13 protein-coding genes are annotated in these 19,141 nt (G+C 50.4%); 9 read left to right on the top strand and 4 right to left on the bottom strand.

Annotated features, from left to right (window positions below; all coding sequences use genetic code 11):
- Nucleotides 1-48: 48 nt before the first annotated feature.
- The 3 genes from LMG33818_RS02375 to LMG33818_RS02365 form a co-directional block, all read right to left on the bottom strand.
- Complete coding sequence (locus LMG33818_RS02375) at nt 49-597, bottom strand: FlhC family transcriptional regulator (RefSeq protein WP_442321749.1); 549 nt, start codon at nt 595-597, stop codon at nt 49-51.
- Nucleotides 594-947, bottom strand: coding sequence for a flagellar transcriptional regulator FlhD (locus LMG33818_RS02370; RefSeq protein WP_442321748.1), 354 nt, complete (start codon nt 945-947; stop codon nt 594-596). Before LMG33818_RS02370 ends, LMG33818_RS02375 begins: the two co-directional genes overlap by 4 nt.
- A 408-nt stretch (nt 948-1,355) precedes the next feature.
- Nucleotides 1,356-2,651, bottom strand: coding sequence for an MFS transporter (locus LMG33818_RS02365; RefSeq protein WP_442321747.1), 1,296 nt, complete (start codon nt 2,649-2,651; stop codon nt 1,356-1,358).
- A gap of 195 nt (nt 2,652-2,846) precedes the next feature.
- Here LMG33818_RS02365 and LMG33818_RS02360 point away from each other — a divergent pair, with 195 nt between their 5' ends.
- Nucleotides 2,847-3,587, top strand: a complete 741-nt coding sequence (locus LMG33818_RS02360) for a histidine phosphatase family protein (protein WP_442321746.1) — start codon at nt 2,847-2,849, stop codon at nt 3,585-3,587.
- Nucleotides 3,588-3,875: 288 nt separating this feature from the next.
- Nucleotides 3,876-4,304: an OsmC family protein gene (locus LMG33818_RS02355; RefSeq protein WP_442321745.1), complete on the top strand. Its 429-nt coding sequence runs from the start codon at nt 3,876-3,878 to the stop codon at nt 4,302-4,304.
- A 204-nt stretch (nt 4,305-4,508) separates the two neighbouring features.
- Here LMG33818_RS02355 and argE read toward each other — a convergent pair whose 3' ends face one another.
- Nucleotides 4,509-5,717 carry an acetylornithine deacetylase gene (argE, locus tag LMG33818_RS02350; protein ID WP_442321744.1) on the bottom strand — a complete coding sequence of 403 codons (1,209 nt, stop codon included), beginning with the start codon at nt 5,715-5,717 and terminating at the stop codon, nt 4,509-4,511.
- A gap of 290 nt (nt 5,718-6,007) precedes the next feature.
- Between argE and recC the strand changes: the two genes are divergently transcribed.
- From recC to LMG33818_RS02315, 7 genes are all read left to right on the top strand, one after another.
- The gene (gene recC, locus LMG33818_RS02345) at nt 6,008-9,577 is read left to right on the top strand and encodes an exodeoxyribonuclease V subunit gamma (protein ID WP_442321743.1); all 3,570 of its coding nucleotides are present in this window, start codon (nt 6,008-6,010) and stop codon (nt 9,575-9,577) included.
- A gap of 45 nt (nt 9,578-9,622) precedes the next feature.
- Nucleotides 9,623-10,240, top strand: a complete 618-nt coding sequence (locus LMG33818_RS02340; RefSeq protein ID WP_442321742.1) for a UbiX family flavin prenyltransferase — start codon at nt 9,623-9,625, stop codon at nt 10,238-10,240.
- A 57-nt stretch (nt 10,241-10,297) separates the two neighbouring features.
- Nucleotides 10,298-14,170 carry an exodeoxyribonuclease V subunit beta gene (gene recB / locus LMG33818_RS02335; RefSeq protein WP_442321741.1) on the top strand — a complete coding sequence of 1,291 codons (3,873 nt, stop codon included), beginning with the start codon at nt 10,298-10,300 and terminating at the stop codon, nt 14,168-14,170.
- Nucleotides 14,170-16,230, top strand: a complete 2,061-nt coding sequence (gene recD, locus LMG33818_RS02330; protein WP_442321740.1) for an exodeoxyribonuclease V subunit alpha — start codon at nt 14,170-14,172, stop codon at nt 16,228-16,230. Before recB ends, recD begins: the two co-directional genes overlap by 1 nt.
- Nucleotides 16,231-16,702: 472 nt before the next feature.
- Nucleotides 16,703-17,683, top strand: coding sequence for a tRNA dihydrouridine(20/20a) synthase DusA (gene dusA, locus LMG33818_RS02325; protein WP_442321739.1), 981 nt, complete (start codon nt 16,703-16,705; stop codon nt 17,681-17,683).
- 196 nt (nt 17,684-17,879) lie between these two features.
- Nucleotides 17,880-18,092, top strand: coding sequence for a hypothetical protein (locus LMG33818_RS02320; RefSeq protein ID WP_442321738.1), 213 nt, complete (start codon nt 17,880-17,882; stop codon nt 18,090-18,092).
- Nucleotides 18,093-18,334: 242 nt separating this feature from the next.
- The gene (locus LMG33818_RS02315) at nt 18,335-19,054 is read left to right on the top strand and encodes a class I SAM-dependent methyltransferase (RefSeq protein WP_442321737.1); all 720 of its coding nucleotides are present in this window, start codon (nt 18,335-18,337) and stop codon (nt 19,052-19,054) included.
- The last annotated feature ends 87 nt before the right edge of the window (nt 19,055-19,141 follow it).

Below are 19,141 nucleotides of genomic sequence, written 5' to 3'. Positions count from 1 at the left end.
TAACAGGCTGTCTATCTTGCAGCCGGAAAGGCTTTTCCGCCACATTGGTCACTGTTCTACAGCATCCATTTTTTGACTCCCAGCCCTTGAGGGTGGCATGCATAGCCCGCAGACATAGTTATGCTGTGGTGAATTGGCATGATCGATGAATAGCTGCCCACACTTTTTGCAACTTGATGTTTGCAGTAGTTGCCCCTCCAGGTAGCGCAATAGTATCCATGCCCGTGTGATGGAGAGCAGAGGATGCTTGTGGTTTACCCCCTGTTTTCTAAACCCCTGTTGCCAGTCCAGATAGAAGCGATAGCTTTTGATCAGCAAAACCGCGGGTTTGAGTGAAAGCTCTGCTTCCAGTTTGCGGTAGATGGCATGAAACAGAGACGAGTGAATATTGGGACGCCACCGCAGGAACCAATCCTCGGCATAGGGGATGGCTCCCTTGGGTAATGATTCACCGGTCTTCTCCCGATATAACCGCGCAAGGCGCCCGTAGGGGATATCCAGACTATGTTGCATAACAACAGGGCGAGCACCCAATTCGATCATTTCCATGGCGAGAGAGTGCTGGTACATCTGTTGTATTAACGGTGATGACTTCATTTCTTTGTATGACGTGATGATCGCTTGCTCTTTGGACGAACCGGGTTAATCAGGTGTAGGGCGCGTTGTGCCTTGATAATGTCATCAAACGGGGCAGGCCGTTGGTGCCATTCCAGTAGCTCGCTCCTGTTCAATGCAAAGGTACATAAAAGCTGGCTGACGTGAGAGAGTTCGATAATGTGAGGAATGGGCATCTCCAGTAGAAGCTGTGCAATCTCCTTTTCAATACCCAGTTGTAAAATCCCAAGGGTGAAATCGTGCCGCAATAGCTCCCTGGCCAGCATCAGGTAGGCCATATTGTGGTCATGAATATGTTCTTTCAAAGAAGTATTTAGTGTTGAGGTTGGCATGATGTCATCGATAAGTCAGAAACCGTGAGCAAGGATCAAGTATTTGGTAACTAACATAATCGGATAATACGGCGGGAATTGAAGTTTTCAGTAAGATTCGGTTAAGCCTGATTTAAATTCTTTTCTGCAAGTCAGTGAGTGAAATCCCCCTGTAGTGCCCGTGGCTGAACGCTACAGCCCTGTTTGCGGCCTCTGTTGAAACAGGTTTTATGTTCTTCAAAAACATATCCAATCAATGTGTTTTTGTTTGCTCAGGTTAAGCCTTCAATTGGGAAAATATGCTTGATGATCTTCTATCCCGCATACTCTGGTTGAGTACACTACCCCGTCCCTGATTTCAATGTCTTCTTTTGATACTTCCCTTCAGGATAGAAATACCGTCATGCAGAAGCGATGCTTGCGCGGGTTTTAAGCGTCATGATCGGTGTTGGCCATGAGTATTTCACTCTTGGCCAGACGTTTATGAAGCCCGTATACGAGGACACCTCCCAATACGAGAAGGCAGGCTGAACATACTAGCGCTATTCGGTATTTGTTGTCGGTGGCCGTGGGTATCCAGTGATTGATCTGAGCCAGAAGCGCACTGGAGAAGAACAGGTAGAAGGTGCTGATGATGGCGTTCGCCTGACTGAATATCGGTGAGATTTTTCCCATATGTTGATTGGGGATCGTGTTTTGAAGTTCTGGCCCCAGTGATGTCAGCACCAAAGTAAACACTGCACCCATGAGCATCATGTAGAGATACACATCGACGGCATTGGAGAGTGCGAACGCCAGTTTGATACCTCCCAACACGATCAATGAGCCGACAAAAACGCGTAAACTTCCCCAACGATGCAGTATTCGCGTATTTACCAGCATTATGAGCACACCGCCCAATGGAAAACAGAAGGAGAGTTCTCCGTAGGCTTCTGGTGACAGGTGCAATGTGGTGAGGGGAAATTGTGAAATCAAGGGGCTATCTACCCCCTGTGAGATTGCGTAGCAAAGAGAGCCCAGGAAAATAACGCGTAGGGAGGGATGGTGAAAAATAAAAAGTAGGGCGAATTCCATTTCTTTCCACATGGACTGCCGCTTATCGCTTGCCTTGTGTTCCACTGTCAGTTGACCGGTGTTGGCAATACACAAAAACGACAGTACAAAGCTGATCATGTTCACCATGACGGCATAACGGATACCGAACAGCCCATACATGACAGGCCCCAGAAACGAGGTGATCAACGCGACGCCTTGACTGGAAAAGGTTGAAAGGCTAGCGGCTTGTATGCGCTTTTCCCTTGGTGTGACTTGCTGCATGACGATGGCGCGTGCGGGCGTAAAGAAAAGGGAAAAAAGCTCGCCGATTGTCATCAGGGTGATGACTACGCAAAGGCTTGTCCATGGAGATGCCCACTTTTCGCCCAGAGCAAAAAACAGTAGCAGATAAAGACATGCTCGAGCGCCGTCTGCACCCAGCATACATTTCTTTGGGGAATGATGGTCAACCCAGGTGCCAATAGAGGTCGATAAAAGAATGGATGGAATTCTGGGGATACCGAGGATCAAGCCCACCGCCAGAGGTAAATCGGGCGAACCGTGAAACAACGTGACAGTGACCCACACCGAGATAGCCGAGATCATCGAAAACTCACCCAATGTGGAGAGTACTTGTCCAATCCATAACCAGGTGAATGGTTTATTGATATACAGTGCCGAAAGCGCCATGGAACCTGCCCTGTTTTTGCATGCTTATTATTATCGAATTGAGTATAACCGGTACCCGCACGGCTGTCTGATCTGAGGTTTATTCAATGGCTGCTTTAACCGCGAGGTTTCTTCGACAGGACGCCGCCGCTTTTTCAAGGGTGGATGAGCAGCGTGCGAAAGAGAGAGGGAGGATAACCAGAGATATGGAGTGGCATGCCTGCCATTCAAAAAAGCGACCATTTTCGTATGGCTAACAGAACATCGTCGCGGTATGGTGGAGAATTATTATTTGCTGTTCGAGAGGCTCTTTTCTTGTCATTGAGTAAGAATACAACCACGTCGGATGCCTGTGCGTCGGATACTTCATTTGTAACGGCGGAATCACCTGTTTCCTCGCACCCCGCGCTGGTGCCGAAACCGTTTCTCTTTGTCCGACATGGTGAAACCTTTCACAACCGTGCCCGTATTATCGCAGGTAGTCAGGATGTTGTTTTAACGTCGAAGGGGAAGCAGCAAGCCATCGATGCGGGAACGTTACTGCGCAATTGGCAAGGGGATATTGTTGTATCAAGCAGTCAGCTTAGAGCACGCCAAACGGCAACGCTGGCGCTCCCCGATCATCGAGTGATGCCGTTGAACGGATTGCGTGAACGTTGTTGGGGCGCTTTGGAACAAGGGCCCATTATTCATCCCATGCCGTATCTGAATCCCCCGAATGATGCTGAACCGTGGGATGAGTTCGTGGCCCGCATAGTTGAAACTCTGAATAGTGTGTTGATGCGATATGATAATCCTGTGGTGTTTGCCCATTCGGGCGTGTTCCGGGCTATTCGCTATTTGACCCTGGGAACACATGAAGGGCCCAGTGCGGTAAACGCACAGCCCATGCAGGTGATTCCACCAGACGATGAGTATTCCCTATGGCAATTGGTGCCATTGGCTCAGTCCGAATAAAGCAATGATATCGGATTAAATACACGATATGCCTTGAAGTTGATGGGGATCATCCCTACATAATGAACAGGACAACGGAAATTTCAGCTCGGGACTGAATATTTTGTTATTGGAATCTCTGAAATTTCCTTGAAGGCGACTGTTTACGCGGTTGCCATACAACAGCCATATTTGGAATAACTCAGGTGTTTTCACCATTAACGTTGTTTTCGCACGTTCGCGAAGCACGTATGAGTGTTCGCAATGTTGGCTTTTTTGCACGATTACCCTGTCATACTGGAGGGCAACATGAGCATCAAGAAATCAGGTTCTGCACACTGGACTGGTACGATCAAGGAAGGCAAAGGAACCGTTTCTACTGAAAGCGGTGCATTGAAACAGAATCCCTATGGTTTCAATACTCGTTTCGAAGGCGCGCCCGGTACCAACCCCGAAGAACTTCTGGGGGCGGCGCATGCGTCATGTTTTTCCATGGCACTTTCACTGATTCTTGGCAACAATGGTTTCACGGCTGACAGTATTGATACCAAGGCCACGGTATCTCTGGATCAGGATGGCGACGGTTTCTCTGTCTCTTCCGTGCATCTGGACACTACGGTTGCTGTTCCCGGGCTGGAACAAGGCAAGTTCGACGAGCTGGTGAATGAAGCCAAGACAGGGTGTCCGGTATCCAAACTGTTCGATACCAACATTACACTGGATGCCAAACTGGCCTGATACTGTGCGCGTAATGTTTTGCCGGCTGCGGTGTTCAGGTAAAACCGAGCCTTGCAGAAGCTGATTTCGTTATTCTCCGCTTATCTGCTGGGTTGAATGCTTCGCCGGCGCAAAATAAAGAGTGTGGTGAATTGTTCACCACACTCTTTTTTATTGTGGGGGATACTGAATAATCGGCTCATATAGGGTGCATTTACCCATGCGTTAGACTGATTCAGGACGTGTCAGTTGTTCACCGATTTTGCTCATCAATACATCTACTTTGTTTAATTGTTCAATACTGACGAACTCATCGGCCTTATGTGCCTGTGCTATATCACCGGGGCCACAGATAACGGCTGCATAACCTCCCTGCTGGAATTGCCCAGCCTCCGTCGCGAAAGCGACAGCCCCCGAGTGTTGGTCTTCCAGTAGAGGTTTGAGAAAACGCACTGCTGGATCGTCTTCCGTCGCATTAAGCCCCGGTACAGAATCGACAGCCAAGTGTGTGGTGATAGAGGCCATCGGAGAAGTTTGCTTTATCTCCTGTTCCAGCGCCTTGGCGTAACGTTCGTATTTCTCGTAGATCGCATGAAAACCGATTTCAGGTAGATCCCTGATCTCCCAATGAAATGTACATTCGCCTGCCATGATATTAACGGCGGTGCCCCCCTGAATGGTGCCCACGTGCAGCGTCGAGTAGGGGACGTTATAGGCAGCATTACAGCAATCCGCTTGCTGCTTCATTTCAAGCATGATGTTTTCAATATGATTGACCAAACGAGCTGCCACATGAATGGCAGATACACCATCGGGTATTTGACTGGAATGGGCTTCCACCCCGCGGACAGTGGTATACAGGTCCGAGATCCCTTTCTGCTGTGTAATCGGTTTCATCATGGTGGGTTCACCAATAATGACGAGCTCAGGATGGATGGCACTGGCATTCATGTGCTCAATCAGGTGGGGGGCGCCTACGCAGCCGACCTCTTCATCATAGGAAAGCGCAACATAGAGAGGGCGTTTGAGATCCAGTGTTCGCCATTCGGGGATATGTGAGAGCGCGGCAGCAATAAAGCCTTTCATGTCACAACTGCCTCGACCATAAAGCTTCCCTTCGCGTTCTTCGAGTGTGAACGGATCGCTATGCCAGGGTTGCCCATCCACGGGCACTACATCGGTATGACCGGAAAGTGCGACACCTCCTTCAACGGCCGGCCCAATGCGAATCAGCAGATTACTTTTATCGCCGGCTGCGTTTTCAATGCGTTCTGCACGAACAGGCTGGCCTTCAGTATCCGAGAGCAGGGCCAATTGTGATTCGATGTACTCGATCAATGAGAGATTACTGTTGCGAGACACAGTATCAAAACTGATCAACTGCGACAGCCACGTGCGGGTTGAGGTTGCGTATTCCTGTTCGCTAAAACTCATGGCATTTCCTGCTAAAGTATGGAATGGATTGGCCGATATAACAGAAGCATTTTCAGGTTGGCGATATAGATAGTGTTTATCAGTACTGTATTTACCAGGACCGTGTTTATCAGGACTGTGTTTATTAGAATAGTGTAGTCAGCAGAGTATAGGTGGGGTCAAGTCCGTGTCATGCCTGCCAGCGACATTTTCAATAAGAAGGTGTCGATATTCTGATTGCCAGGCATATTGTCCAGAGTATTGCTCAGGTAAAATGTCATCTTTCAAATCAAACGGGTAGCGCTGCTTTCATGTTTAACGTTGTTCATGCCAACCATATTGAAGACTTGCGCGACCTCGCGCTGGGTTTGATGGCTCGGTATCCCTTGGCGCCGCTGGAAAAAGAAACTTTTCTGGTGCAGTCCTCCGGAATGGGGCAGTGGTTACAGCTCGCAATTGCTGAACAACAGGGTATTGCAGCATCGCTGGAATTTACTTTGCCGGCGGCCTTTGTTTGGCAGGCATTTCGTTCGGTACTCGGGGATAGCGTACCGGTCGAGTCTCCCTTTGATCGTCGGGCATTGGCATGGCGATTAATGGCGATCCTGCCCGATGTGTTGGATGAACCCGCTTATGTCCCCCTGCGTGATTACCTCTACCGTGAAGTAGACCAGGATGGTGAGCCCTCTGCATACCATTGCTTCCAGTTGGCTGACCGGCTGGCGGCTCTGTATGACCAGTATCTGGTTTACCGGCCTGACTGGATTGATGCCTGGGGTGAAGGCCGTGAACCGGAGGATCTCAAACTAACGGCGGACCAACAATGGCAGCCGCGGTTGTGGCGTGAGATACTGGCGCGCACCGCACCTGAACAACGCCATTTGCACCGCGCGTATCTTCAGCGGGAATTTTTGGATCGCTTGAATGACATGGATGCATTGCCTACTGGGTTTCCACGTCGCCTTTTTGTTTTTGGTATTTCCTCGCTACCCCTCGCATTGATTGAGGCACTCCATGCGCTTAGCCGGCATATGGACGTCATCCTGTTGGTGAATAACCCCTCACGCTTCTATTGGGGCGATATTGTGAGCGAGCGTGAGGCCTTGTGGCGCATTGAGCGGCCCCGCCCACCGTTACCGCAGAAGCAGGCACTGCATGGGCTTGATCCGGTGTCATTACATTTGAGTACTAACCCGTTATTGTCTTCGTGGGGCGCGCAAGGCAGAGATTTCATTCAGGCGCTTTATGGGTTTGAACAGTCACTTCCGTTTGATACCGAAGCCGATATCTTTATCGACCCCGCGAAGAATGAATCAGCAACACTATTGCAGCAGCTTCAACAAGAGGTGCTTGATCTTGTCCATCCTGCGGAGCGCGTGAAAGAGGAGGGGCACAAACGTATTTTGGCAGCTGGTGACGACTCTTTGCGCCTGATTGCGTGTCACTCGGCATTACGTGAAGTTGAAGTGCTGTATGACACCCTGCTGGATGCTTTTGAACGAACACCCGACCTCAAGCCACGCGACATCATTGTTCAGGTGCCGGATATTGACCGCTATACGCCCTTTATAGAGGCCGTGTTTGCGCGTTATGAACCTGCCGATCCGCGCTATATTCCGTTTTCGATTGCGGATCAGAAAGCGAGTCAGGCAAGCCCACTGCTGGCCACTGCGCTCGAATTGCTTGCTGCTCCCGAGCAACGGTTAACGGTCAGTGAAGTGATTGACTGGCTGGATATACCGGCATTTCGGCGACGCTTTGGTCTTTCCGAAAATGATATGACATTGCTGACCCAATGGATCGAACAAAGTGGAATCCGTTGGGGAATTTCAGGCGAACAGCGTGCGCGTTTGGACTTGCCTGCGCTGGAGCTCAACACCTGGCGTTTTGGTCTAAAGCGAATGATGCTTGGCTATGCGATGGGAGACATGCTGCCTTCACCGGATACGAGACTGAGCGATATTGAGCCATTTGACGAAGTTCAGGGGCTGGATGCCGCCCTGATAGGGCATCTGATTGACATGATCGATCAGTTGACAGTTTGGTGCGATACACTGGCGGAACCTTGTGATCCGGCAGCGTGGGAACTACGTATCAATCAACTGTTGGAAGATTTTTTTGATCCACAGGAGGTTGATGAATTCGACGTGCTGACGCGTTTGTCGAATGCTGTTGCAACTTGGCTGGCTTCCTGCGAAAGCGCTGAATTTTCACGCCCACTGCCTTTGGATGTGGTGCGTACAGCGGTGACGGATTATCTGGATGAAGGGGGGCTCTCTCCACGCTTTCTGGCAGGTCGCGTCAATTTCGCCACGCTGATGCCGATGCGTGCGATTCCGTTCCGCCACGTCTACCTGTTGGGGATGAATGATGGCGAATATCCACGTGCCCGTATGGCGCAGGATTTCGACCTGATGGCAGAGCATCCCCGAAGTGGAGACCGTTCTCGTCGTGATGATGATCGTTATTTGATGCTTGAAGCACTGCTGGCGGCCCGTGAACAATTAACCATTAGCTGGATTGGATTTGAGCAACGAAGTAATCAGCCACGCCCTTATTCGATACTGGTCAGTGAATTGCTGGATGCGGTAGCCAAGGGATGGCAGGTGCCGGTGAAACCCGATCGAGCGCCGATGAGCGATCAGCAAAGCAGTACAAAAGGAAGTGATGAAAGTGATGAAAAAGAAGGTGACAAAGTAGAAAATAGTGAAGAAGAAAATCGGAGACGGCTGGATCAGCGGTTGATCCAGTATCACCCTTTACAGCCTTTTTCACGACGCTATTTTTCTGCGGCAGGCGTTTCTTCGGATGGTGAGAGGACACAGGTTTACTCGTGGCCGGCTCTCTATAGCTACGATGAACAGTGGCGGGTCCAGCGAACACTGGCACTTCCTGAGCCCGTACAGGAAACGTTACCAACGACGATTGCGCTGCAATCGCTGGTGACACTCTTACGGCAGCCTGCGGATGTTTGCCTGCAAACACATTTTGGCATTTTCTACACTCAACCGGATGAAGTACTGGAAGAGACCGAGCCCTTTGCGCTAAAAGGAATTGACCGGTATCAGCTAAAACGTGAATTATTGGATGGACTGCTGGCGGGAATTTCCCTCGATGAGAGCAGGCAACATCTGGTCCGTGCGGGAAGGCTTCCTGCCCTTGGTTTTGGCGATGCTGTTATGGATGAACAGCTTAATATCCTAACGACACAATGGGAGCTCTGGGATAACGCCGTACGGTGGCTAACTCCTCTGCCAGAGCGAACGCTGCAATGGCAGTCTGAAGGGCTTCTGGTGGAGGAGCGCCTGGGTGGTAGTTATCAAACCGCTGAAGGGTTGGCGCTTTGGCGGCTGGAAGCAGGTGCCTATGGTGATATCAAATGCGACAAGAGTGGGCGATTGATCAAACCCGGGAAACCACACCGCCTTTTGCGATTGTATTGTGAGCAGTTGTTATGGGCTTCTGCCCAGAATGAGCCTGTGACTGCCCATGCGGTTTTCGAAGACCGCATTTTGCATTTCCCTTTGGTGACACCCGAGGACGCACAATCGCTCATGAATCATTACCTCCGCTTGTGGAAGACAGCATGGCAGGCTCCGTATCCCGCTATCCTTGCCCTGTCGTTAGCGTATGCAGGTATGGTTGGCGCTGAAGAGGAGCAGGCGGATGCAGAACGCTCCGATGTTCGCCCGGCCTTGCGGGCTGCTTATGAAGAAGGTGACTTCTTCAATCCGGCCCTGCGTGATGCCCAACCTGTATTACGCGATTTATGGCCCGATTATACGGCATTGGAAGAAGCAGGCTTCGTTACTGCCAGTGATATTCTCTATGGCGCTTTCTATCAAACGCTACAAGGTATTGCTCAGGGGAAGGTTAGGTAGTTTCTACTGGTTTTATATTTCTACATCATTGTGAAGGATTTTCTTTTGACTCATTCCAAGAGCACCCCGACCTTACCCCAGCGTTTGATTATCGGTATTTCAGGGGCTTCAGGCGTTATTTATGGGGTACGCCTGCTTGAATTACTAAAACCGACAGATATAGAAACGCATGTGGTGATTTCATCATCAGCCAGGTTGACACTCTCGCTTGAGACGGACTACACCCTGAATGATGTCCATGAGTTGGCCGATTACGTTTATCCAAGCAAGGATATCGGTGCCGCGATCTCAAGTGGTTCCTTCAGGACGATGGGAATGATTGTGGCTCCTTGCTCGATTCGCTCCATGTCGGAAATTGCGTCTGGTATGACGACCTCCCTGTTAACACGTGCGGCTGATGTTGTACTGAAAGAACGACGCCGACTGGTGTTGATGTTACGGGAAACCCCCCTGCATTTGGGCCATTTGAAGCACATGACTGAAGTCACCGAAGCGGGGGCCGTTATTGCTCCCCCCGTGCCTGCCTTTTATGCACGACCGACGTCATTGGATGACATGATCAATCATTCATTGGGCCGTGTGCTAGACCTGTTTGATATTGAAGTGAATGCAGTCCGCCGTTGGCGTGAAGCATCCCAGCAGAATGATCGCCCTGAAGATTAAATATCTTCAGTGCTTCACCGTTTTTAGTCTCACGTTATTGGTTATTGAGTACCCTCTATGGATCAGCGACTAGATATTCTTACCTTGCCTCTTCATGGTCGCAGGCTGATTGAAGCCAGTGCCGGTACGGGTAAGACATTCACGATTGCCGCGCTTTATGTCCGATTGATCCTTGGACTGGGTGACGATGCCGCTTTCAATCGGCCCTTGATGCCTAATGAAATACTGGTCGTAACCTTTACCAATGCCGCTACTGAAGAGCTGCGCGAACGTATCCGCATTCGTTTGCGGGAAGCGCGTGATGTCTTATTGGGTTTGTCTTCTCCCGATACGACATTGGCTGACCTATTGGCAGTGCTCCCCTCTGAAAATCATGCAGCCTGTGCCCAGCAGCTCGATAATGCCATCCGAATGATGGACGATGCGGCAATCTTCACTATTCATGGTTTTTGTCAGCGCATGTTGAAACGACATGCGTTTGATAGTGGGGCACGTTTTGATGTAGAGCTGACCAGTGACGGTTCAATGATCTTCGATCAGGCCGTGGAAGACTATTGGCGGCGACATTACTATCCGCTCAAGCCTACCTTGCAGCATTTTGTGGCCGGCCTTTTCCATGATCCGGATGCGCTCGCTGACGCTATTCGTATTCCCTTGCTGGCCGATGTAGAGCAGCGCTTATTAAAGGACGATAGGCTCATTCAGGCGCCGGCGACGGTTGCGGACATTCTTTCACCTTATGAACGCCATCTTGAAGCGATGGCCGTGCTCGCTACCTACATTCGTCAGCAATTGGACATCGACCGGATGCGGGACGCACTGGAAGACCTGCTCCGGCAGGGGGCTTTCAAAGCCAACATGATCAAGGCAGAGAATCTGCAAAGCCGTTTGGAGGACCTGGCGCAATGGCAGGCAGCAGACACTCCGCTCCTCCCACCTGCGCTGGTTGATCTTGACAAGGAAATTTGCCGCTTGGGGAGTGCCTATCTCAAGAAAGCCATGAAGAAGGGGTATGATGGGCCTGAAGGCACGCTCTACGATGCGTTGGATCAGCTGACAGAACAACAGGCAGCATTGCCCGATCCTTCTCCTGAATTGATGGCGCATGCCCTGAAGGTAGTGGAAACGAATATCGAGGCGGTAAAAAAACGTCAGGGTATTCTGGATTTCAATGATCTGCTGATGGTATTGGATGAAGCACTTGAAGGCCCCATGGGGGCGCGTTTAGCGGCGAGCATCCGGCGGGAATTACCGGTGGCCCTGATAGACGAGTTTCAGGATACAGATGCACGGCAATATCGTATTTTCGACCATATCTACCCTAGTGTGTCGCCAGACGCTACTACCGATAGTCGTACTCATGCATCTCCCCACGAATACGCATTATTATTGATTGGTGACCCGAAACAGGCGATTTACGCGTTCCGTAATGCGGATCTTTTCACCTATCTTCTAGCCCGTGGTAGTGTTGAAGGACGCTATAGCCTGAGTAAAAATTTCCGCTCTACACAGGCTGTGGTAAGTGCGGTAAATGCCTTGTTCAGTACTCAGGATAACGCTTTCATTGAAGATGGGCTGAACTTCGTAAAAAATGAGGCCAATGGGCGTGATGATGCGTTACTAATGAACGATACGCCTGCGCCTGCGATCACTTGGTGGTTGCCTGAATCGCCTGAAAGCATGGGAAGTGATGACTATATCCATGTGATGAGTGAGGCGACGCGTGCCGATATTCAGTATCTTCTTGAAGGCGCACGGGCGGGCAACATTGGGTTTGGTCAACATGGGCAAGCTATTACGCCATTGCGAGCCTCTGATATTGCCATTCTGGTACGAACGGGGGCTGAAGCTGTCGCCGTACGTGAAGCGCTGGAGCGGGGAGGCATCAAGAGTGTGTATCTCAGCCAGAAAGCCTCTGTTTTTAATGCCCATGAGGCCTTTTGGATATTGCAGTTGTTAGAAGCCGTGGCTCAACCGCGACAGGATCGCCTGCTGCGCGCGGCACTGTCAACACGACTGTTGAGTGATAGCCTGGATGCCGTGGCTGCACTGGTGAGTAATGAACGCTACTGGGAAACACTGGTCGAGCGATTTGAAGGATATCACCGTGATTGGCAGTATCGGGGAGTCCTTGCCATGTTGCGTCGGGTGATGCAGGACTTCAATGTAGCCTCACGCCTGCTTGCACGTGAAAATGGTGAGCGCAGCCTGACAGATTTACTGCATTTGGGGGAACTTCTACAGTCTGCCAGTCAGGTGCTGGAAGGTGAACAAGCTCTGTTACGCTGGCTGCATCGGGCGATGCAAGGCAGCTTTGATCGTTGGGTTGATCCTGAAAGCCTGATACAGCGGCTTGAAAATGATGAGTCGTTGGTGCGAGTCGTCACCATTCATGGTTCCAAGGGGCTTGAATATCCGGTCGTTTATTTGCCCTTTATCTGTAACTATCGTGAAGTACGCCCAACGACATCTCCCATGGTGATTCGTCATCCTGAGCATGGGCGTGTGGCCTCCTTATCACCCGATAAAGAGCAGCTTGCGATGGCAGATAAAGCTCGACTGGCGGAAGATATCAGGCTTCTTTACGTTGCGTTTACGCGCGCCCGGTATGCGTGTCGAGCCGGCGTAGTCCCCCTTTATAAAGGGCGGAGAAACAGTAAAACACCTGATGATGCAACGACGCTTCACCTTTCAGCGCTCGGATATTTACTGGCGGGAGGGGAGCCCATCAGTGGACATGCCCTTCGTGGATTATTGGCGTCCCTGGATTCACAGCATCAGTTATCGTTCCGTGAAGAGAGCGGTACTGGTGCGGAGCAGATTCAAGTTATCCAAACGCCGCCTGTAAGGGGAGAGACTCCCTACAGCGAGCAGGGCAATGTGGAAAGTGAACGTGTGCCACGATGCTTTACAGGGGCGATTGATCGCAGTTGGTGGATTGCTTCGTACACTACTCTCACTGAAAATGCGCGTCGTCGTGTCAGTGATACCATCGCAGAGCCGTTGGCATCGACGCAAATGGACATGGAGGTGGTGCAGGAAAATACGCCCATACCGCCCCCACCTCCGGGAGATATCAATAATTTTCCACGTGGACCCCATGCCGGTACCTTTTTGCATGGATTGCTTGAGATGGTCGATTTTGGTCGCGTGCAAGAGTCTGCCTATCATGCAGAGCTCTTCCGTTTGATTGAACGGCGACTGACGCGGAGCCGTTTTGATATCCACTGGCTGGATACCCTCTATCGTTGGCTGTTGGATTTTTTGCAGGCCCGGTTCACTGTTCAAGGGCATTCTGCTCATCATGGTGCGGAAGGTCACTCTTCTTCCAACCTATCCATTTCACTGGAAAAGCTGGATCATTGGCGTACTGAGCTGGAATTCTGGCTCTCTATTGCCCCTGCCTATGCTCAGCAGATTGATCAGCTGATTCGTCAATATGAGCCTTTGGGCGTACCGGCTGAGTATCCCGCATTAGCCCCCCGTCACCTCAATGGCATGTTACGTGGGTTCATTGACATGGTGGCGGAAGTGGATGGCCGTTGGTATCTGCTAGACTGGAAATCCAACTATCTGGGCGATGAGCCCCATGCCTATGATCAAGCGCATATGGCACAGGCCATGGTGGCACACCGTTATGATGTCCAGTACGTCATTTATACGCTGGCGCTCCATCGTCTCCTAAGGTTGCGTTTGCCTGATTACGATTATGACCGCGATATGGGCGGTGTTTTCTATATCTTTTTACGCGGTGTTGGTCCCGGGCGTGAAGGGCAAGGCATTTTTCATCGGTTGCCTGAGCGTGAACTCATTGAGTCGCTGGATGCCTTGTTTACGTTGGACACACAGTTGACATTGGGTACAACCTCTACGTCGAATACCTATTCGTCGCTGGCAGCCGGCACTGATACGCCGGAGGGTAATTCCTGATGAGCCGATCAAATTCACGCAATGATATTCAACCGGGGCTTTTCGACGATCTGCCTGTTGAAGATGACCAGCAGGCTGCTTCAGACAGCATCAATAGCGCAACGAATGCAGCACAGTTCACCGACGAAAGCGGCCCGTTCTCTTTCAATGATTGGCTGAAACGCTGGGTAGCGTTGGGCTGGTTGCGCCCGCTGGACTATCACTTTTCGAGCTTTATCGAGTCCGACGATGAGGCGGTGCGTTTAGCCGCGGCCTTGACCAGCCATCAGCTGGGGCGTGGGCATATCTGTCTGGATATCAAACGGTTGCTGGATGAAGGTGCCGTGGTTCTTTCGCTACCTCCTCAGGAGGGGCCTCAACCGGAAGATACCCTTAATGCTCAGCAACTTTTGGCCTCTACGGGGGTCGTTGATGCTGACCAATGGATTGAACGGCTTGCGGCATCGCCTTTCGTTGCTGTGGTTGATCCGACTGATGAAGCGGACACCCAATCGGCGCCACTGGTACTGGATGGCACTCGCCTTTATTTGTACCGATTATGGCGTGCCGAAGGGCAGGTAGCGAACATCCTGCAGCGATGGATTCACACGCCACTGCGCCACGATGCTGAGTTGGCCGAACAGCTCAGGATACTTTTCCCAGAGGCACCGTCGATGCCTCCCGATTGGCAAAAAATTGCATGTGCGTTGGCTGCCCTGCAACGTTTGGCCATTATCTCCGGAGGCCCGGGGACAGGTAAAACCACGACAGTCGTCAAGGTACTGGCCGCCTTGCAGCATCAGGCCCTGTCACGTACAGGTAAACCACTGACCATTCGCCTTGCGGCACCTACCGGAAAGGCGGCTGCACGTTTGGCAGAATCGATCAGTGGGGCCATTGATAAAGCCATTCCGTCTGCGGCGGATAGAGCCTTGATTACACGTGAGTCCTCCACATTGCATCGTTTGCTGGGTTCACGTCCGAATACGCGGCATTTCGTGCATGATGAACACAATCCGCTGCCACTTGATGTACTGGTGATCGACGAAGCTTCCATGATCGATCTTGAGCTGATGCATGCCACCTTATCTGCCTTGCCGCCCTCGGCGCGTCTTATCCTGTTGGGAGACAGGGACCAGCTTGCTTCTGTAGAGGCCGGTGCTGTGTTGGGAGAGTTATGCAGTCACTCGGATGGTTTTACTCTACCGGTCGAAAAGGCACTACATGTGTTGACCACAGAGTCTCTGCCAAATGAAGTGCCGCAATCGCCATTGGCCGATAACGTCGTGACACTTCGCCATAGCTATCGCTTCAATAGTAATAGTGGCATTGGCGCACTGGCGCGTGCTGTTAACGCCGGTGACGCTGGGGCTCTGCGAGCCTGTTGGACACATGGATACAAGGATATTGAGCGTCTGATTCTTCGTAATGAAGAAGATCCAGCGATGATTGATGCTGCCGTAAAGGGATATCAACATTACCTTACGACGTTGTCACAGTGTTCGCCACAAGAGGCCTTGCAACGACTTGGCCATTTTCAGCTGCTATGTGCATTAAGAAAAGGACCCTGGGGTGTTGAAGGGTTGAATAACGCGGTTCAGCGGGCGCTGGCACGCAAGCAACTGATTGATCCAACCTCAGAATGGTATGAAGGGCGCCCTGTGATGGTCAATCGTAATGACCATCAGCTTGGGCTTTACAACGGTGATGTTGGGTTAACAATGAAAGATCCCGACGATCCAACACGCCTGAAAGTCTTCTTTGCTCAGCAATCTGGTGTACGTGGCGTTAGCCCCGGCCGGCTGAGCGCTGTCGAAACGGCATTTGCCATGACCGTGCATAAATCTCAGGGGTCTGAATTCCGCCAGGTCTTGTTGGTCTTGCCGGATGCTCCTGGGCCTATATTAACGCGCGAGCTCCTCTATACTGGGATCACTCGTGCTCGTGAAGCCTGTATCGTGGCAACGGCTTCCCCCGGGTTATTGGAGTATGCCTGTCAGCACCGTATCTGGCGTGATGCGAATTTACGTGAGCGCATTCAACGTCCAACGGCTGAAGTTCAATCGAATACCAGTTTCTAGCGTTTATTCTCTATCGCGGAAAATATAAAAACCTGCTATTTGCTTTGCTCCTGTGAATACTATAGGGCATAAGAGGCAGCACGGTCCCTTTTTTGCTGGGTTATTCAGGTATATCAACGTATGGCACTCTTACGGATAGTATGTAGGGAGTAGGTGGCGAGTGTGCAGGCCAGCACATTACTCGCATCGTAAGTGGTGCCTGCCTGGATAATTCTGGGGTGGATAGATATCAGGGGTGATGGGTACTGGAGGCGGTAATGGACAGTATCAGGGATATATTGATAGAACGGGTATTGTGAGGGGGTAGGGTATCCGGGCGAATATTGTTAACGCGAATGTGGGTAGGGGAGCATTCGCAGAGTCTGGTATCATAAGATCATCGTATCGATCAGGTACATGTGTTGTGTAAAGCACATATACCGCGTACACCGCTCAAACAGACATCCTAACGTACACAGCAAGCAGTGACAGAATGACAATCGAACTGGATAGACGCTTTTCCGTGGCGCCGATGATGGAATGGACGACACGTGATTACCGCGTTTTCGCACGTTGCCTCACCAAACGCGCGCTTCTTTACACCGAAATGGTGACCACAGGGGCATTACTTTATGGCAGCCCCCGTGAACGATTTATCGGTCATGATGAGGTAGAGATGCCGCTGGCCTTGCAGTTGGGTGGGAGTGATCCGGCAGCATTGGCCGAATGCGCGCAAATCGCGGAGGCGTGGGGCTTCAACGAAGTCAACCTGAACGTGGGTTGCCCGAGCGATCGTGTCCAGAACAATCGTATTGGCGCCTGCCTGATGGCTGACCCTGCATTGGTTGCACAGTGCGTTGATCAGATGCAGCAAGCGGTCCATATTCCCATTACTGTGAAATGTCGTATCGGTATTGATGATCAGGACGCAGAGCGTGATCTGGACACCTTTATTGACCGTGTCGCCGATGAAAGCGGGTGTCGAATCTTTATCGTACACGCCAGGAAAGCCTGGTTACAGGGGCTTTCGCCCAAGGAGAACCGGGATGTGCCCCCATTGGACTATGATCGCGTACATCGCCTCAAGCAGCGCCGACCAGAACTGAATATCTCGATCAATGGCGGTATCGTGGATATGGACACTACACGTCAGCAATTAACGCAGGTGGATGGCGTGATGGTCGGGCGCCAAGCCTATCATCATCCTTACATGTTGGCAGAGGTTGATCAGCAGATTTATGGTGAAGATTCACCCATAGTGACTCGACACGAAGCGCTTCAGGCTTTCCGGCCTTATGTAGAACGTCGTTTGGAAGAGGGAGTACGGCTTAACCATCTCACACGTCATATTCTTGGGCTCTTTGCAGGTGAACGGGGTGGTCGTGCTTTTCGTCGTTTTCTCTCGGAAAATGCGCATCGCCCCGGTGCCTCACTAGACATCTTTGATCAGGCAGTGCGTTGCGTTACTGAATAATGGGCTTGAAAAATTCAGCTTGTCTGAGTGGAAAATACGGAGCCTGTCTTGCAAGCTTCCATTCGATTGGCATCAGGTGATACGCGTTGTCGATTTCCAACGATTGAAGCCAAGAGATACTTGCCTGTAGTGATGCAGCACTTTTTTGTAATATTCAGACGACCTACTTAACCTCCAATACAGAAAGGAGCAATGCATGATTTTGCTGATTCCCCTGATTATTGTGATCGGACTCTATTTCGGAGTACATGAACTTCAGGAGCATATTCATGCGGATGCGGCACGCCAACATAACGAACAATCGCTCGAACCCTCGGATGGGGCATCGAAAAAAGCGACAGAAACCGATAGCGACGAAGGGCAGGGGGCTAATGCCTCGACATCTTCTACTGAAAATAATAACGAGTAATGGCTTTATAATCAGCGTTGTTACTCGATCAGCGTTAGGTTACTGGTTTTCCATGATTGAGAGAGGGGATAAACAGAGAAGTAACCTCCAGCCATTATATGCGGTTAATTACTCAATGCTCTCAACGTAGATACTCTGCGACATTAATGTATTTATAACGTTAAGCCGATATCAACCGTTGATTAATGAGTTGGTTTTCTTCCCAATCCACACATTAGCGTAATTAAGTTAATTGGATAAAAATGGCCGATTTACATTATGAGCACGCTCAGTTGGCTCTCCTTTATGATCTTGAAAACAGATGGGGGGTCAGTGATGACTTTTATTTGGCTTTAGCTGAAAAATGTAAGGGATACATCCTTGATATGGGGTGTGGAACAGGTCTTTTGAGCAATGCTATGGCTGCATTAGGATGTAAGGTCACTGCAGTCGACCCGGCTTTGGCAATGATCGAAATCGGTAAGGCGAGGGAGTTTGCTCCCGTTATTGAATGGGTTTCTGCCAGCGTAGATTCTTTCCAAAGTGACAAGCGATATGCGCTTACCATTATGGCAGGCAATGTATTTCAAGTATTTGTAAATGATATTGAACGCCTTTCAGCCCTGCGTAATTTACATAAATATATGGTCTTCGAAGGGATCATTGCATTTGAATGCCGTAACCCTGATGTGGATTGGGCTACTCGCTGGGAAACTTCAGCAGTTCCCATTGCTCAGAATATAAGTAGATCTCGACACATACTTGCTGCATCGGATTCCCAAATCACATTTGAAACGCATTATTACATTGATGATAAAGAGTTGATTTCAACCAGTACTCTCGGGTTCGTTACTCGACAACAACTTGAAAAACTGATGGTTCAATCTTCCTTTCGAATAAAAACAGTTTTTGGAAATTGGGATGGCTCACCCTTTGAGCCGGAACATTCAGACGTCATGATAGTCATTGCTGAAGCAATATGAAATTACATATAACAACATGCCCATGTAACAATTTAATTGTCTTCGATTTTTATGTACATAGGATGATAGTGAATGTTTCTTACGGCT

This window comes from Cernens ardua, assembly GCF_051251085.1.
Lineage (GTDB): Bacteria > Pseudomonadota > Gammaproteobacteria > Pseudomonadales > Halomonadaceae > Cernens > Cernens ardua.
The sequence above is the reverse complement of the archived record's forward strand: the minus strand, read 5'-3'. Positions and strand labels throughout refer to the sequence as shown.

Excerpts from the sequence above, each read along its gene's own strand:
- LMG33818_RS02375 (WP_442321749.1), bottom strand. The coding sequence starts at position 597 with ATGAAGTCATCACCGTTAATACAACAGATGTACCAGCACTCTCTCGCC.
- LMG33818_RS02370 (WP_442321748.1), bottom strand. The coding sequence starts at position 947 with ATGCCAACCTCAACACTAAATACTTCTTTGAAAGAACATATTCATGAC.
- LMG33818_RS02365 (WP_442321747.1), bottom strand. The coding sequence starts at position 2,651 with ATGGCGCTTTCGGCACTGTATATCAATAAACCATTCACCTGGTTATGG.
- LMG33818_RS02360 (WP_442321746.1), top strand. The coding sequence starts at position 2,847 with ATGCCTGCCATTCAAAAAAGCGACCATTTTCGTATGGCTAACAGAACA.
- LMG33818_RS02355 (WP_442321745.1), top strand. The coding sequence starts at position 3,876 with ATGAGCATCAAGAAATCAGGTTCTGCACACTGGACTGGTACGATCAAG.
- argE (WP_442321744.1), bottom strand. The coding sequence starts at position 5,717 with ATGAGTTTTAGCGAACAGGAATACGCAACCTCAACCCGCACGTGGCTG.
- recC (WP_442321743.1), top strand. The coding sequence starts at position 6,008 with ATGTTTAACGTTGTTCATGCCAACCATATTGAAGACTTGCGCGACCTC.
- recB (WP_442321741.1), top strand. The coding sequence starts at position 10,298 with ATGGATCAGCGACTAGATATTCTTACCTTGCCTCTTCATGGTCGCAGG.
- recD (WP_442321740.1), top strand. The coding sequence starts at position 14,170 with ATGAGCCGATCAAATTCACGCAATGATATTCAACCGGGGCTTTTCGAC.
- dusA (WP_442321739.1), top strand. The coding sequence starts at position 16,703 with ATGACAATCGAACTGGATAGACGCTTTTCCGTGGCGCCGATGATGGAA.
- LMG33818_RS02320 (WP_442321738.1), top strand. The coding sequence starts at position 17,880 with ATGATTTTGCTGATTCCCCTGATTATTGTGATCGGACTCTATTTCGGA.
- LMG33818_RS02315 (WP_442321737.1), top strand. The coding sequence starts at position 18,335 with ATGGCCGATTTACATTATGAGCACGCTCAGTTGGCTCTCCTTTATGAT.